At 64.4% G+C, this 15,298-nt stretch carries 15 protein-coding genes; 6 read left to right on the plus strand and 9 right to left on the minus strand.

The window, feature by feature from the left end; genetic code table 11:
• Positions 1–23 precede the first annotated feature (23 nt).
• Complete coding sequence (lysA, locus tag CVS48_RS22510) at positions 24–1,256, plus strand: diaminopimelate decarboxylase (protein ID WP_100856374.1); 1,233 nt, start codon at positions 24–26, stop codon at positions 1,254–1,256.
• Between the two features lie 79 nt (positions 1,257–1,335).
• On the opposite strand, the gene CVS48_RS22515 is transcribed toward lysA, so the two are convergent.
• The 6 genes from CVS48_RS22515 to CVS48_RS22540 form a co-directional block, all read right to left on the minus strand.
• Positions 1,336–2,684 (minus strand): IS3 family transposase gene (locus CVS48_RS22515; RefSeq protein WP_419191428.1). Its coding sequence is split into 2 segments (ribosomal slippage): positions 1,336–2,199 and positions 2,202–2,684, totalling 1,347 coding nucleotides; the frame shifts between segments, so codons are not numbered across the junction.
• Positions 2,685–2,770: 86 nt separating this feature from the next.
• Positions 2,771–3,538 carry a 2-dehydro-3-deoxyglucarate aldolase gene (garL, locus tag CVS48_RS22520; RefSeq protein ID WP_100857805.1) on the minus strand — a complete coding sequence of 256 codons (768 nt, stop codon included), beginning with the start codon at positions 3,536–3,538 and terminating at the stop codon, positions 2,771–2,773.
• 76 nt (positions 3,539–3,614) lie between these two features.
• Positions 3,615–4,616, minus strand: coding sequence for a Bug family tripartite tricarboxylate transporter substrate binding protein (locus CVS48_RS22525; protein WP_100856375.1), 1,002 nt, complete (start codon positions 4,614–4,616; stop codon positions 3,615–3,617).
• 111 nt (positions 4,617–4,727) lie between these two features.
• Complete coding sequence (locus CVS48_RS22530) at positions 4,728–5,840, minus strand: Ldh family oxidoreductase (protein ID WP_100856376.1); 1,113 nt, start codon at positions 5,838–5,840, stop codon at positions 4,728–4,730.
• A gap of 53 nt (positions 5,841–5,893) precedes the next feature.
• Complete coding sequence (locus tag CVS48_RS22535) at positions 5,894–6,667, minus strand: FadR/GntR family transcriptional regulator (protein WP_100856377.1); 774 nt, start codon at positions 6,665–6,667, stop codon at positions 5,894–5,896.
• A 104-nt stretch (positions 6,668–6,771) separates the two neighbouring features.
• Positions 6,772–7,701 (minus strand): dihydrodipicolinate synthase family protein, encoded by a 930-nt coding sequence (locus CVS48_RS22540; RefSeq protein WP_100856378.1) that lies wholly within the window; start codon positions 7,699–7,701, stop codon positions 6,772–6,774.
• Positions 7,702–7,888: 187 nt separating this feature from the next.
• Here CVS48_RS22540 and CVS48_RS22545 point away from each other — a divergent pair, with 187 nt between their 5' ends.
• The 3 genes from CVS48_RS22545 (at position 7,889) to CVS48_RS22555 (ending at position 11,021) form a co-directional block, all read left to right on the plus strand.
• The gene (locus CVS48_RS22545) at positions 7,889–8,890 is read left to right on the plus strand and encodes a Bug family tripartite tricarboxylate transporter substrate binding protein (protein WP_100856379.1); all 1,002 of its coding nucleotides are present in this window, start codon (positions 7,889–7,891) and stop codon (positions 8,888–8,890) included.
• A 73-nt stretch (positions 8,891–8,963) separates the two neighbouring features.
• The gene (locus tag CVS48_RS22550; protein WP_100856380.1) at positions 8,964–9,935 is read left to right on the plus strand and encodes a Bug family tripartite tricarboxylate transporter substrate binding protein; all 972 of its coding nucleotides are present in this window, start codon (positions 8,964–8,966) and stop codon (positions 9,933–9,935) included.
• A gap of 129 nt (positions 9,936–10,064) precedes the next feature.
• Positions 10,065–11,021 (plus strand): 2-hydroxyacid dehydrogenase, encoded by a 957-nt coding sequence (locus tag CVS48_RS22555; protein ID WP_100857806.1) that lies wholly within the window; start codon positions 10,065–10,067, stop codon positions 11,019–11,021.
• Positions 11,022–11,176: 155 nt separating this feature from the next.
• Here CVS48_RS22555 and CVS48_RS22560 read toward each other — a convergent pair whose 3' ends face one another.
• The 3 genes from CVS48_RS22560 to radA all read right to left on the minus strand — a co-directional run bounded on the left by CVS48_RS22560 (position 11,177) and on the right by radA (position 13,921).
• A complete protein-coding gene (locus tag CVS48_RS22560; protein ID WP_100856381.1) occupies positions 11,177–11,413 on the minus strand; it encodes a hypothetical protein in 237 nt (78 codons plus the stop codon).
• 230 nt (positions 11,414–11,643) lie between these two features.
• Positions 11,644–12,510: a sulfite exporter TauE/SafE family protein gene (locus CVS48_RS22565; protein ID WP_100857807.1), complete on the minus strand. Its 867-nt coding sequence runs from the start codon at positions 12,508–12,510 to the stop codon at positions 11,644–11,646.
• 49 nt (positions 12,511–12,559) lie between these two features.
• Positions 12,560–13,921: a DNA repair protein RadA gene (gene radA / locus CVS48_RS22570; protein WP_100856382.1), complete on the minus strand. Its 1,362-nt coding sequence runs from the start codon at positions 13,919–13,921 to the stop codon at positions 12,560–12,562.
• 180 nt (positions 13,922–14,101) lie between these two features.
• Between radA and CVS48_RS22575 the strand changes: the two genes are divergently transcribed.
• Together CVS48_RS22575 and hpaR are read left to right on the plus strand one after the other, a co-directional pair.
• Entirely contained in the window at positions 14,102–14,695 is a 594-nt protein-coding gene (locus CVS48_RS22575) for a hypothetical protein (protein ID WP_100856383.1), read from the plus strand.
• Positions 14,696–14,816: 121 nt separating this feature from the next.
• A complete protein-coding gene (hpaR, locus tag CVS48_RS22580) occupies positions 14,817–15,293 on the plus strand; it encodes a homoprotocatechuate degradation operon regulator HpaR (protein ID WP_100856384.1) in 477 nt (158 codons plus the stop codon).
• The last annotated feature ends 5 nt before the right edge of the window (positions 15,294–15,298 follow it).

The raw sequence follows: 15,298 nt of genomic DNA on the forward strand, positions 1-15,298 counted from the left end.
CTTCCATTCAAGGTCAGCCCGTCATGGCATTCGATCCGCGCCAACTCACCCAACTCGCCACGCAGCACGGCACGCCTCTGTGGGTGTATGACGCCGCCGTCATCCGCGAACGCATTGCGCAACTGCGCCGCTTCGACACCATCCGCTATGCGCAAAAGGCGTGCTCGAACCTGCACATCCTGCGTTTGATGCGCGAGGAAGGCGCGGTGGTTGATGCCGTGTCGCTGGGTGAGATCGAACGCAGCCTGGCCGCCGGCTTCGACCCCAAGGGCGAGCCCGAAGGCATGGTCTTCACGGCCGACCTTATCGACCACGCCACCCTGGCCACCGTGCTCAAGCACGGCATCACCGTGAACGCCGGCTCGCTGGACATGCTGGACCGCGTGGGTCAGGCCTCGCCCGGCCATCGCGTGTGGTTGCGCATCAACCCCGGCTTTGGCCACGGCCACAGCAACAAGACCAACACCGGCGGCCCGCAAAGCAAGCACGGCATCTGGATCGACGACGTGGCGCAAGCCATGTCCATCGTGCGCCGCCACGGGCTGAAGCTGGTCGGCATCCACATGCACATTGGCTCGGGCGTGGACTACGGCCACCTGTCCAGCGTCTGCGATGCCATGGTCGAGGTGGTGCGGTCCCTGGACCATGACATCGAAGCCATCTCGGCCGGCGGCGGCCTGTCCATTCCTTACCGCGATGGCGAACCGCGCATCGACTGCGACCACTATTTCGAACAATGGGATTCGGCCCGCAAGCGCATTGAACAGTTCCTTGGCCATGACGTCCGTTTGGAGATCGAACCGGGCCGCTTCCTGGTTGCCGAAGCCGGCGTGCTGGTCACCGAAGTGCATGCCGTCAACCACCGCCCCGAGCGCGATTTTGCACTGGTGGATGCAGGCTTCAACGATTTGATGCGGCCGGCCATGTACGGCAGCTTTCACCGCATCTCGGTCCATGCGCGCGACGGGTCGGATCCGCAGGGCGTGGCCGAAACGCGCATCGCCGTTGCCGGACCGCTGTGCGAATCAGGTGATGTGTTCACGCAGGAGGAAGGCGGCGTGATGACCGATCAGTTGTTGCCGCAGCCGCGCATTGGCGACTTCATGGTCATGCACAACGCGGGCGCGTATGGCTCGTCGATGTCATCGAACTACAACAGCCGGCCGCTGGCGCCCGAGGTCCTGCTGGACAAGGGCGAAGCGCGATTGATCCGCCGCCGCCAGACCGTCAGCGAATTGCTGGCGCTGGAGGACTGAGCACTAAGACTCAGCAGGAAAACCAAACCACACGCCCCGCGTCATTTGAACTGCCCCCAAGAAGTTGGACAGTTAAAAGCTAAGGGCCGAAGGCCTGGGTCCGGTATTGAACCGGGCTCAGGCCTTTTAGCTTGAGCTTGATGCGGTGGTGATTGTAGTAGTGGATGTAGCGGCGGATGCCGGCCTGTAGCTGCTCGATGCTCTCGAAGCGGTTCAGATGGAAGAACTCCGACTTGAGCGTGCCGAAGAAGCTCTCCATGGCGGCGTTGTCCAGGCAGTTGCCCTTGCGGGACATGCTCTGGGTGACGGCGCGCTCGGCCAGCAGGCGCCGGTAGGCGCGTTGCTGGTATTGCCAGCCCTGATCCGAGTGCAGCAACGGCGTATCCAAGGGTTTGAGCTTGGCGAAGGCCTTTTTCAGCATCTTGGTCACCAGGCTGAACACTGGGCGCTGCTCGGTTTGATAGGCCACGATCTCGCCGTTGTACAGGTCCATCACCGGGGACAGATACAGCTTCTTGCCCTGGACGTTGAACTCGGTCACGTCGGTAGCCCACTTCTGGTTGGGGCCAGACGCCTCGAACTGGCGCTTGAGCAAATCCGGTGCGATCCGGCCTACCTCGCCACGGTATGAGCGATATTTCTTGGCCCGCACTAGCGATTTGATCCCCAGCGCCTGCATCAGGCGCTGCACCGTCTTGTGGTTGATCAGTTCGCCGGCCTGGCGCAGCACCGAGGTGATCCGGCGATAGCCGTAGCGCCCCTTGTTGCGAGCATAGACGGCACCGATCCTGGCCTTGAGCCCGGCGTACTTGTCCGCCGCGCCCTGCGCCTTCAGATGGTAGTAAAACGTGCTGCGCGACAGCCGGGCTGCGCGCAGCAACAATGTCAGCGGATGGGCTGACCTTAATCCTTGGACCATTTGCGCTTTTTGACGAGCGCTTCGGTCCGTTCCGCTTGGATCAAGGCCTTCAATTTTTTTAGGTAGTCGAGCTCCGCACGCAGATAGGCATTCTCTTTGCGCAACTCGTCCTCGGTCATGTCTTTGGGGGTCGGTGCCGGAGGGTATTTATGCGGCATGGGACGTCTACCTTTAGTTCGCGGCGCCAACGCGCCTGCTCCCCCAGCATCATACTGGGCGCGCCAGATGCCGATGCTGCCCGCGTGACGAATGTCATAGAGCGCCGCAGCCTGGCGATCTGACAGGCCATCAAGGTCTATCCGCCCAAGCACCTCCTGCTTGAACGCCGCATCGTAATGACTGAACTTCTTGGCTAGCCCAGCACTGCCGTGCTGCTCGTAGCTCGCTACCCAACGGCGCAGCATCGAATGCTCGATCCCATGGCTGCGGGCCACCTCTCGATAGCCAAGCTGGCCAGCTAAGTAATGCCTTACCGCATTCAGCTTGAATCGCTCATCGTACTTCGTCATGAAAAACACCCCAAAGGTCGGACGGGTGTCCAACTTCTGGGGTGCAGTTCACATTCGCGGGGCGTGTCGCATTACGCCCGACGCAATCAAGTAGGGAATGCGTCGCGCAATGCAAACGTGGCCTGTTTGAACACGCCCAGGTCAGTACCCACGGCAACGAAGTGCATGCCCATGTCCAGATAACGGCGAGCATCCGCATGCACGGGAGCAAGGATTCCCACGGCCTTGCCCTGGGCCGTCACGCGCTGATGCAGGTGGCGGATGACGTCTTGCACTTCCGGGTGGCCGGGATTGCCGATGTGGCCCAGCGCGGCGGCCAGGTCAGACGGGCCGATGAACACGCCATCCACCCCTTCCACGGAGGCAATCTCGTCCACCGCCTCGATGCCCGGGCGGCTTTCAATCTGCAGCAGCACGCAGATGTTGTCGTTGATGGTCTGCAGGTAGTCCGGCACCGTGCCATAGCGGTTGCTGCGCTGCGCGCCCGCCACGCCGCGCATGCCCTGCGGGGGATAACGGGTAGCCGCCACCGCCAGGCGCGCGTCCGCTTCGGACTCGATGAACGGAATCAGCAGGTTGTAGAAGCCGATATCCAGCAGGCGCTTGATCTGCACCGGATCATTCCACGACGGCCGCCCGACGGCAGCGCTGGCGCTGCCCTGCAAGGCCTGCAACTGTTGCAGGAACATCGGCACTTCATTGGGCGAGTGCTCGCCGTCCAGAAGCAGCCAGTCGAAGTCCGCCAGTCCGACAAGCTCGGCCGTGATGTGGCTGGACATGCACATCCAGAATCCGATGAGCCGTTCGCGGGCAAGGATGCGTTGCCGGAAGCGGTTGGGTAAGGGAGATTTCATTGCCACCTTCATCTGTGCAAGATAAAAATCCTAAAACCTGAAAGAACAGGCCGGGCCAAAGCCCGGCCGCCCCGCGTTAATCCATGCGCGCGCCAGACGCCTTGGCCGCCTTGCCCCACTTGCTGATTTCGTTATCGACAAACGCCGAGAACGACTTCGGGTCGTCGCCCACCACGACAAAGCCCACGCTCTCCAGCTTTTGCCGGATATCGGGCGACGACAGCGCCTTGACCGTGGCCTGGTTCAAGCGCTGGATCACGGCAGGCGGCGTCTTGGCCGGTGCGGACAAGCCAAACCAGGATTCCGCCGAGAAACCCGGGTAGCCCGATTCCGCCACCGTGGGCGTGTCGGGATAGGCCGGGTTGCGCTTGGCGCTGGCCACGGCCAAGGCGCGCAATTTGCCGGAGGTCACCTGCGGCAGCAGCGTGTCCTGGTTCAGGAACATGACCGAGACGCGCCCGCCGATCATGTCGGTAATCGCGGCGGCGCCGCCCTTGTACGGCACATGCACCAGGTCGATCTTGGCGTCTTGCTTCAGCATTTCCATGGCCAGATGGCCCGACGAGCCGCTGCCCGAGCTGGCATGCGTGTACTTGCCCGGGTTCTCGCGCGCCAGCTTGATGAAGTCGGCAAAGGTCTTGCCGGGAAACTCCATGTTGGCGACCAGCACGTTGGGCCCGGTGGCCAGCAGCGAGATATGCGCGAAGTCGCTGTTGCGATACGGCATGTTCTGGTAGATGGCGTAGCTGATGGCGTTGGAGCCCACGCCCGACAGCAGCAAGGTGTAGCCGTCCGGCTCGGCCTTGGCCACCACATCGGAACCGATGTTGCCGTTGGCCCCGCCCTTGTTTTCGACGATGACGCTCTGGCCCAGCTCTTTGGAAAGCTCGGCCGCCAGCAGCCGGCCCACCGAGTCGGTGCTGCCGCCGGCCGGGAACGGCACGACCAGCTTGACCGGCTTGCTTGGCCAGGCGCCGGATTGCGCCGTGACAGATGCGGGCAGCAGCGTCATGGCGCCAAGCGTGGCCGCGGCAAGTACGGCAAGGCGTCTGCGCGCCGAAGGTTTGGGTTGTTGCATGGTTGTCTCTTCCGTATGGTTTTTCTTAGGGTGTGAGCCCGGTGGCCGGGTCTGCTGTTATGGGTAAAACAATTCAGGCACGACAAAGTTAGCGCAACAAACCTATTGCGATCAGATATCGTCCAGCAGATAGGGCGTGTCCGCGCGTTCACAGATGCCGCGCAGGCGCTCGGCCAATGCAGCAGAAATGGGAATGCCGGCGCGCAACCGACGCGCGCGCTCGGCCGCTTCGGGTTCACCCGCTACCAGCACGGGCTCGTCGGGGTTGGCGGGCGGCGTGTCGTGCAGCGAGTCGATCATGTCGTCCATATCGGATTCGAATGAGCCTGCCGCGCGGAACGCATCGGGGTTCAGGGCCAGGAAAAAATGGCCTACATCATCGGGCTCGCCCGGCTTGCGCGTGGGCGCGCGGCGCGCAGCGAATGCGCTGCCGCTGAGCGTGCCGCCAAGAATCTGCGCCATCATCGCCAGGCCGTAGCCCTTGTGGCTGCTCATGGCGGGCGTGCCGCCCAAGGGCGTCAGCCCACCTTCGGGGTGCTTGAAAATGAATTGCATCGCGGCATCGGCGTCCGTCACCGCGCCGCCCTGCCCGTCCACCGCCCAGCCCGGCGGCAGCGGTTTACCCAGGAAGTCATATACCTTGACCTTGTTCGCGGCGACGGTGGTGGTGGCCATGTCCAGCACGAAAGGCTCGTTGTGCGCGGCCGGTGCGCCGAACGCGATGGGGTTGGTGCCCAGCATGGGCATGGCGCCGCGCGTGGGCACCATGATGATGCCGTTGGCGCTGCTGGTGACCAGCCCGACCACGCCGCGCTCCACCGCAATGCGCGCATAGACACCGGCCGCGCCGAAGTGATGCGAGTTGCATACCGACACCGCGCCCACGCCGTGTTCCAAGGCCTTGTCCACGGCCAGGTGCATGGCCTGCGCGGCCACCGGATAACCCAGGCCACCCATGCCGTCGATCAGCGCGCTGGCGCCGCCGTCGCGCACGACCTGCGCGCGCGCGTCCAGCCGCAGCGAACCGGCGCGCCATTTTTCCTCGTAGGAAGGCAGCATCGAAATGCCATGTGAATCGATGCCCAGCAGATCCGTCTGCGCCATCAGGCCGGCGGTGGTGTGCGCCAGGTCCTCATCCATGCCCCACGCTTGCAGCACCTGCAAGATTTGTTCGCGCACCTGCTCTACCGGCACGTCCCTGGCTGTTGCTCCGTTGCCTTGCACTGGTTTGTCTCCGTTTGATGTTGTGTGGCGGGCCCACCCCGGCGCGCGATCGATCAGTCGCGGTCGCGGTCCACCAGCCGATGGCGCGCCTGCCCCAGATGAAACTGCATGGCCACGCGGGCGCGCTCGCTGTCCTGTTCGCGGATGGCGTCCAGGATGGTGGCGTGTTCGTCCACCACACGCTGCGCGCGCTGGCGCGAACCGGTGCGCGTCAGGCTCAAGGTGAGCCGCATGAAACCGTTGATGGATTCGTGGATGCTTTCCAGCACGCCCAGATAGAAGTCGTTGCCGCTGGCCTCGGCGATGCTGGCATGAAAAGCCAGGTCCGCTTCGGGCGACACCTGGCCATGCGTCAGGCTGTCGGCAAACGCGGCATGCGCGTCGGCGATTTTCTTGAGCTGTTCGTCGGTGCGGCGTAGTGCCGCCAGCCGCGCGGCATCGCCCTCCAGGGCGACGCGCACCTCTTGCGCGCGCAAATACGCGCTGACGTTCTGCACATCGTTGAAGGTCTTCAGGCGCGGCGCGGGCTGATGGCTCACAAACGTGCCCAGGCCCTGATGCGCGGTGATGAGCCCATCGGCGCGCAAGCGCAGCAGCGCTTCACGCACCACCGGCCGCGACACGCCGAAGCGCTCCGAGATCTCGTTCTCGGACGGCAGCTTGTCGCCCACGTTCAAGCCGCCCGACACGATCTGTTCAAAGATCTGCCCGTAGACCTGGTCCGCCAGCCGCACCCGGTGTCCCCGTTCCAGCACATGGGAACCGGCTGCGTCGGCCTGCTCGGGCGCCTGCGGTTCGGATGACGTTGTAGTTTTGGATCGGGCCACGAAACCTCCTGAATGCGTAAGGCCTGTCCGCCTTTACGCGGACAGCGCCCATCGTACCGCCAACACGCGAAACGATGAGCGAAGCGCGGCCATGCCGTTCGCGCTCAGGCCGCCACGGCTTCCTTGTCCCAGGCGGCCAAGGCACGCGCTACCGGGGCCACGCGCTCGCGCTCGGCGCTGGAAATGCCGGTCAGCAGCGGCAGCATGGGGCCCATGTCGGCCACACCGGACAAGGTCACGGCGTCGTGCAGCACGCGGATGGGGCTGATGCCGTCGCGGCAGTCTTCCAGGCCCATGTAGTGTTGGCGCACGGCTTCGGCCTCGTCGTAGCGGCCTTCGCGCAGCAGATGCAGCAAGCGCATCGATCCGCGCGGCGCTACGCAGACGGAGCCTGACGTAAAGCTCTTCAAGCCGAAGTCGCGATAGTGCACGATGGCCGGGCGTTCGCCGATGCCGCTGACGACCCAGCGCGAATCCACCGATTCCAGCAGCGACGACAGATACGCATCCTTTGCCGGCTCGTCGCGAACGACGGCGTACTTGAACGCCACGATGCGGCCTTCTTCGATCAGCCGGGCGGCGGTTTCCGGTGCCAGGTAGTCGGCGGACTTGATGTACATGACGGCGGGCTTGCCCAGCGCGTCGGTGAAACGGCGCACGCCATCGGCCAGGCCCGCGTCCGTATAGGGGAACGACATCGGCAACAGCATCGCGGTGGGAAACGCGCGCGATCGCAGGATGGCCGCCTGATCCATCATCTTGCCGTAGTCAGGCCCTACCGAAGGCAGGATCCACGTATCCGAACCGGCCAGGCCAGCCAGCATGTCCACGATGCGCGCGTATTCGCTGACGCCCACGTTGTAGAAATTGGCGTTGCCGCCGTACATGACATTGCGCACGCCGCCCGCTTCCAGATGGCCCAGCAGCGCCTTGTTGGCGGCCTCGTTCAGGGAAAGATCGTCATGGCGGGCCAGGGGCGGCACGGCGATGACCGAGCGCTGCAAGTCCTGCGCGGTGACCGGGGAAGTTTTCATGGACGGGGCTCCTGGCTGATCCAGTTGTCAGATAAGTAAGGTGAAAAAAGTATACTTGGTTGACAAGCATATTCTCAATACCTATATTTGTTTGACAAGTGAAACGGCATCACAAAGCGGGGTGCGTTGCGGCACCTTGCGGTTGAAAAGAAAGCGCGGCCACGCGCACACCCAAGGAGACAAGACCATGCACGCCCCCATCGCGCGACGCCGGCTGATCGCGGCCGCCACCTTGACGGCCATCGCCTTGGCGCTACCCGCCGCGCAAGCCCACGCCGACTACCCCGAACGCGACGTGAAGATCGTCGTGCCCTTCCCCGCCGGCGGCACCGCCGACATTGCGGCGCGCGTCGTGGCCGCGGAACTGGGCAAGACCTGGAACAAGTCGGTGGTGGTGGACAACAAGGCGGGCGCGGGCGGCAATGTCGGCACGGCGGAAGCCGCGCGCGCCACCGCCGACGGCTACACCTTGCTGATGGGCACCGTCAGCACGCATGCGATCAACCAGTCCGTCTACAGCAAGCTGCCCTACGATCCGGTGAAGGATTTCGTGCCAGTCACGCTGGTCATTCCTGTGCCGAACATTCTTGAGCTGAACCCGAAGTTCGCGGACAAGCACGGCATCCGCACCGTGGCCGACCTGATCAAGTACCTGAAGGCAAACCCGGATAGCGTCAACATGGCTTCCACCGGCAACGGCACGTCCACACACCTGTCGGGCGAACTGTTCCAGACCATGACGGGCACGCGCATGACGCACGTGCCGTACAAGGGCAGCAGCCCCGCGCTGACCGACGTGATGGGCGGCTCGGCCGACCTGATCTTCGACAACCTGCCCTCGTCCATGGGCTATATCAAGGGCGGCAAGCTGCGCCCGCTGGCCGTGACCACCACCGCGCGCTCGCCCGCCCTGCCCGACGTGCCGACCATGGCCGAGGCGGGCGTGAAGGGCTACGAAGCATCGAGCTGGTTCGGCCTGCTGGCCCCGGCTGGCACGCCGCCCGCCATTGTCGAGAAGATTCAGCGCGACGTCGCCGCCGCCTTGCAACAGGAGCCGGTGCGCGCGCAGTTGCAGGCGCAAGGCGCCACGCCGTCGGGCAACACGCCCACGCAGTTCAAACAATTCATGGCGCAAGAGACCGTCAAGTGGGCCGAGGTGGTGAAAACCTCGGGCGCGAAAGTCGACTGAACCTACGCAAATTCGGCCCGTGCGCAACGCGTGAGCGCCGGGCTTTTCATCACCACGCGAACCAGGAGACAACATGAATAAACTGTTCTGCGCGGCCGCCGCGGCGGGCGCTGTGCTACTTGCCGGGCCCACGGCCCAGGCCGCGGACTACCCGGAGAAGCCGGTCACCATGATTGTGCCGTTCGTGCCGGGCGGTTCGTCCGACATCACGGCGCGCTCGGTCACGCCGGTGCTGTCCCAGACGCTGGGCCAGACCTTCGTGGTTGAGAACAAACCCGGCGCCAACAGCGCCATCGGCGCGCAGGCGCTGGCCCGCAGCACGCCCGATGGCTACACGATGATGGTCGGCTCCATCGGCACCTTCGCCATCAACGAAGCCCTGTACAAGAATCTGTCCTACAACCCCAGCAAGGACTTCGCTTACCTGACGCAGGCAGTGCGCAACCCGAATGTGCTGGTCGCGGCTACCAAGTTCCCCGCCAACACCGTGGCCGAACTGGTTGCCTACGCGAAGAAAAATCCGGGCAGCGTGTCTTACGCCTCGTCCGGCACGGGATCGTCGGACCACCTGTCCGCCGTGCTGTTTCGCCAGCGCACGGACAGCACCGGCGTGGACGTGCCCTACAAGGGCGGCGGCGCGGCCATTGCCGACCTGATCGGCGGACAGGTCAACGTGTCGTTCCAGAACCTGGGCGCGGTGCAAAACCACATCAAGGCCGGCAAGCTCAAGGCCCTGGCCATCACGGGGGATACGCGCGCGGCCGACCTGCCCGACGTACCAACGCTGGCTGAAGCCGGCATCAAGGACATGGTGGTGTATTCGTGGCAGGGGTTCGCGGTGCCCAAGGGCACGCCGCCGGCAATCGTGGAAAAGCTGTCCAAGGCCTTGCAGGACGCGCTGCGCGACCCGAAGACCAAGCAGACGCTGCAAGGCTTGGGCTTTGAAGTCGTGGCCAACACGCCGCAGCAGTTCGCGGCGTTTCAGCAGGCCGAAGTGAAACGGTGGAAGGACGTCATCCAGAAGGCCAACATCCAACTGGAGTAAGCGCCGCCGGGCCGCCGGATCGCCGGACCGCCACATCGTCATGGGGGGGTGTCTTCGGGCATCCCCTCAGCGGCTTTCAAGCTTGAATCAAGTAGCATGACCGTTTTCGCCATCCACTCGTACGACAACATGACCACCAAGCATCGCATCATCCAGGTCGGCTCGCTGGCCGGCTCCCCCTCCGCCAACAAGAACCTTGCCGACGGCTATGACGTCGTCGAACTGTGGAAATTTCCCGACCGCAAGGCCGCGCTGGCTGAACACGGCAAGGGCATCACCGCCATCGTCACGTCGGCCAATTTCGGCGCAGACGCCGACTTGATCAACGCGCTGCCCGACCTCAAGGCCATTTGCAGTTGGGGCGTGGGTTACGAAACGATAGACGTGGAGGCCGCCAAGAAGCGTGGCGTGCAGGTCAGCAACACGCCCGACGTGCTGACGGATTGCGTGGCGGATCTGGCCTGGGGCCTGCTGATCGCGGGCGCGCGCCGCATGGGCCAGGGCGAACGCTTCGTGCGCGCCGGCCAATGGGGCCAGGTGCATGGCAGCATCCCGCTGGGCCAGCGTGTCAGCGGCAAGAAGCTGGGCATTGTGGGCCTGGGCCGCATCGGCGAAGCCATCGCCAAGCGCGGCGCGGGTTTCGACATGGACGTGCGCTATCACAACCGCAGAAAGCGCGACGACATCGCCTATGGCTACGAGGCGTCGCTGGTGGACCTGGCCGCCTGGGCCGACTTCCTGGTGGTTGCGACCGTGGGCGGACCCAGCACGCGCCATCTGGTGAACCAGCCCGTGCTGGAAGCGCTGGGCCCCAAGGGCATCATCGTCAACATCGCGCGCGGCCCCGTCATTGACGAAGCCGCGCTGGTGGCGGCGCTGGAAGCCGGCAAGCTGGGCTGCGCCGCGCTGGACGTGTTCGAACACGAACCCAAGGTGCCGCAAGCGCTGATCGACAGCGACAACGCCGTGCTGCTGCCGCACATCGGCAGCGCCACGCTGGAGACGCGCCTGGACATGGAAAACCTGATGCTGGACAACCTGAAGTCCTACTTCGACACCGGGCGCGTGATCACGCCGGTGGAGTAAACGTCAGACGCATTACGCGCATAGGATGCACACCGCGCATGGCGCGCAAATGAAAAAGCCTCTCGGCGCCCATACCGAGAGGCTTTCGACTTTCCGGCCCCAAGAGGCCGGTAGTCTTCCTGCAAAGGAACTAGCGGGGTTTTACAGTCCCTGCCTTACTTCGCCGGCGTAGTGCCGGATTGGCCCATACTTGAAGCCGTGCCTGATTTCGCGCCCGCGTGTTTGGCGGAGGCTTTGTCAGACTTGTGATGCTTGTGCTGCGCGTGGGTCTTGGAATCACCCGCCTTGGCTTGCGCATCAGCGCCGGCCGCGAACGCAGAAGGCGCAGCAGCAAGACCGAGGCACAAGGCCGAAGTGGATAAGAACGCAGCGATACGGGAGTGTGTCGTCATTGCATGAACTCCTGGATAAACAAGGCCGAAGCCCGTTCGGCATTGGGCAGCAACATCGCCGCTTATGCCGTACTTCGTTTGAAGAGCGGGTATGCGGAAGGTTCAATGCGGAACCAGAAAATTTCGGCTGCTAACGCCTGGAAATAACGCTGTCGATACGCTGTCAGGGCGCTATCGGCGGGCTGTCGATGCGTTGTCGATGCGTTGTCGACGTCCGATCGACGGCCCCTCTACGATTCGAATACCAACAACGCGACGGTGGCGAACAGCAGCAGCGCGAAGCAGACTCGCAGCTTGCGTTCGGGCAGCTTATACGCCAGGCGCACGCCGACCGGCACGAACAGCAAACTGCCGATCGCCATCGGCAGGCCCACCATCCAGTTGGCCTGCCCTGCCCAGGCGTAGGTGATCAGCGCAATGGTTGAACCGGGAATCACCATGCACAGCGCCAGGGCCTGCGCAGTGGTCTGCGACATGCGAAACACCGTCGTGATGATGGGCACGGCCAGCACCGCGCCGCCCACGCCGAAGAAGCCGCCCAAGGTGCCGCACAACATGCCCAGCACGCTTGCGCGACGTGGCGTAAGGATTGGGACCGGGCGCGGCGGCGCGTGCTTGTTCGAAGGATGTTCCGACCGCTGTTCCGATGCGTGCTTGTCCGAAGGCTGTTCCGACCGCTGCTCCGGCGATTGCTCGGGCCGCTGGCGGCGGGCGGCAACGCGACCGGCACGCCAGGTCTGCCAGACGTAGAACAACGCGACAAAGAACAGGAACACGGCGAAGCTCTGGCGCAGCACGCTGGAATCAATGCCCAGCGCCAATCGCGCACCCACCCAGGTGAACACCACGGCGCCCGCGGCGCCTGCCGCGGCCACGCGCCTGTCGATGCGCGCTTGCTGGTTGTACTTGCGCACCGCTACGGTAATGGCGGGCAGCACCATGATCAACGCGGTGCCCTGCGCCAATTGCTGCGACATGCCCATCAACAACACCAGCGCGGGAATGGCGATGAGCCCACCACCGATGCCAAGCGCGCCGCCCATGAAACCGATCAGGCTACCCGCGGCCAGGCAGACGGCAATAATCAACAGACTCACTTCTTGCTTGCTCCAGCAGCCCTTGTCTTCATGACCAGGAATCAGCGCATCAGCGCAGTTTGTCCAACGCGGCATCCAGGCGGTCCACCGCCCAGATCTCCAGCCCGTCGATGGGTTGACGCGGGGCGTTGGCCTTCGGGATGAGAGCAATCGAAAAACCCAGCTTGGCCGCTTCACGCAGGCGTTCCTGCCCGCGCGGCGCGGGGCGGATCTCGCCGGCCAGGCCGACTTCGCCGAAGGCGATCAAGCCGCGCGGCAGCGGCTTGTCGCGCAGCGATGACATGATGGCCAGCAGCACCGGCAAGTCCGCCGCGGGCTCGGTGATGCGCACGCCGCCCACCGCGTTCACGAACACGTCCTGGTCAAACGTGGTGACCCCGGCGTGCCGGTGCAGCACGGCCAGCAGCATGGCCAGCCGGTTGCCTTCCAGTCCCACCGTCAGCCGGCGCGGGTTGGGCGCGTGCGAGCTGTCGACCAGCGCCTGGATCTCGACCAGCAGCGGGCGCGTGCCTTCCTGCGTGGCCATCACGCACGAACCCGCCACCTGTTGTTCATGCTGAGACAGGAACAGCGCCGACGGGTTGGCCACGCCGCGCAGGCCACGGTCGGTCATGGCGAATACGCCCAGCTCGTTGACCGCGCCGAAGCGGTTCTTGAACGCGCGCACCAAGCGGAACGAGGAATGCGTATCGCCCTCGAAATACAGCACCGTGTCGACGATGTGCTCCAGCACGCGGGGACCGGCCAACGCGCCGTCTTTCGTAACGTGGCCGATCATGACGATGGCGATGCCGGTCTGCTTGGCCAGACGCGTGAGTTGGGCCGCGCACTCGCGCACCTGTGACACCGACCCCGGGGCGGCGCTCAATTCGCCGCTGTACACGGTCTGGATGGAGTCGATCACGGCCACGGTGGGCTTCTGTTCGGATACCGCTGCCTGGATGGCTTCCAGCCGGATCTCGGCCAGCAAGTTGACGTTGCCGGTTTGCAGGTCCAGCCGGCGGGCGCGCAACGCCACCTGCTCGGCCGATTCCTCGCCGGTGACATACAGCACGTTGGTGCTTGCCGACAACGAAGCCAGCGCCTGCAGCAGCAGCGTGGACTTGCCGATACCCGGGTCGCCGCCGATCAGCACGACCGCGCCGGCCACCAGGCCACCGCCCAGCACGCGGTCGAATTCGTCCAGCCCGGTTGGCTGGCGGGGCGTCTCGCGGGCTTCGATTTCGGACAGGCTGCGAACCGGGCTGGCCGAGGCCAGCGGCGCGTAGCGGTGCGCGGCGGCGGTGGGAGTGGATGACTCCACCGTCTCTTCCAGCGTGTTCCAGGCATTGCAGTGGGGGCATTTGCCCTGCCACTTGGGGGTGGTGCCGCCGCAGTCGGCGCACACATATACGGTTCGGGATTTGGCCATGCGCGAAAGTGTACCGGCAACGCACTTTAGCCGGGGCCAGGGCCGAAAGTTACATCATGGCAATCGGCGAAATTTCCCTGCCGGAAATGCCGCGAATCGCGCATAATCGACGGATAAAGCGCCCGGCAAAGATCAACGCATAGGCTAATTGCCACCGGACGCCACCATGAGGAGTAGCGCATGAGCATTACCTATCGCCCCCCTTTCGACGAAGACGATGCCCGGGATCTGCGCGCCCTGTACCGCAAGCTCGGGCCCGGCAGCAGCCCTGAACTGGACGCCGCGGTGCGCCGCAGTTGGCACCCTGGACATAGTTGGCACCCCGGCTGGGCAGCCGCCGCATGCGCCATGCTGGTTGCCGGCCTGTTCGCGTGGACCAATATGCGCGAAGCCGTCCCCCAAAACGAAACCGACACGCAGGCTGTGACCCAGGCTGCCGGCGGTCACGCTGGGTCTTCTTCGGCCATGACCCTGGCCTCGGCCCCGCCCATGGCCCCAGCAATCACCGAAGCCATGACCCCGGCCATGGCCCAGCCCGCCCCGGCCGTGGAATCCGTCCCCGCCGTGGCCACCCAGGCAAGCGAGCCCGCTGCCGTGGAAGTGGCGGCATTCAGCGAACAGGACATCGAGGCCCGCGTGGCGCATATCCGGCAACTGATGCAGGACGACCAGCAAGACGCCGCCGTGCTCGCGCTGCGCGAACTGCAACAGGGCGCCCCGGACCTGGCCTTGCCGGATGATCTACAGGAACTGGCTCAGCAGAATCCCGCCTGACGGTGCTTACTCAGCCCTGCGCGGTGGCCGCCTGCATGGCAGCGCCCACGGTGCTGTTGCGCGCATGACGCACTGAAATTTTTGGTCAAAAAATGGGCGGCTTCTTGCTAACATAGCCGCCATGAGTCCGAGCTTCCACCACCGCAATCTTCCCCACCTGCTGCTATACGCGCGCGAAACCCTGATGGCGCATTTTCGTCCCGTTCTGCACGCGGCCGGGGTCACCGAACAACAATGGCGGGTGTTGCGCACCCTGAGCGAAACGGGCGCAATGGAACCCAACCAGATCGCCCGCAGTTGCCAGATCCTAAGCCCCAGCCTGACCCGCATGTTGGCCGGCATGGAAGAACAAGGGCTGATCAAGCGCGTGCGCTCCAGCGCCGACCAGCGCCGCCAGGAAATATCCCTGACCCCCAAAAGCCACAAGCTGATCGACCGCATGCGCCCGCATGTGGATGCGAAATACCAGGAAATCGAGGCGAAGATCGGCAAGGAATTGCTGGACCGCCTGTATCACGACGTCGACACCATGGTGGCGCTGATCAAGCGGGATGCGCCGTCGTCGGCGGACGCCGCCGATTCCGGCGATCCCGCCTGAAAGTG

It is taken from the genome of Achromobacter spanius, from assembly GCF_002812705.1.
GTDB lineage: Bacteria > Pseudomonadota > Gammaproteobacteria > Burkholderiales > Burkholderiaceae_B > Achromobacter > Achromobacter spanius.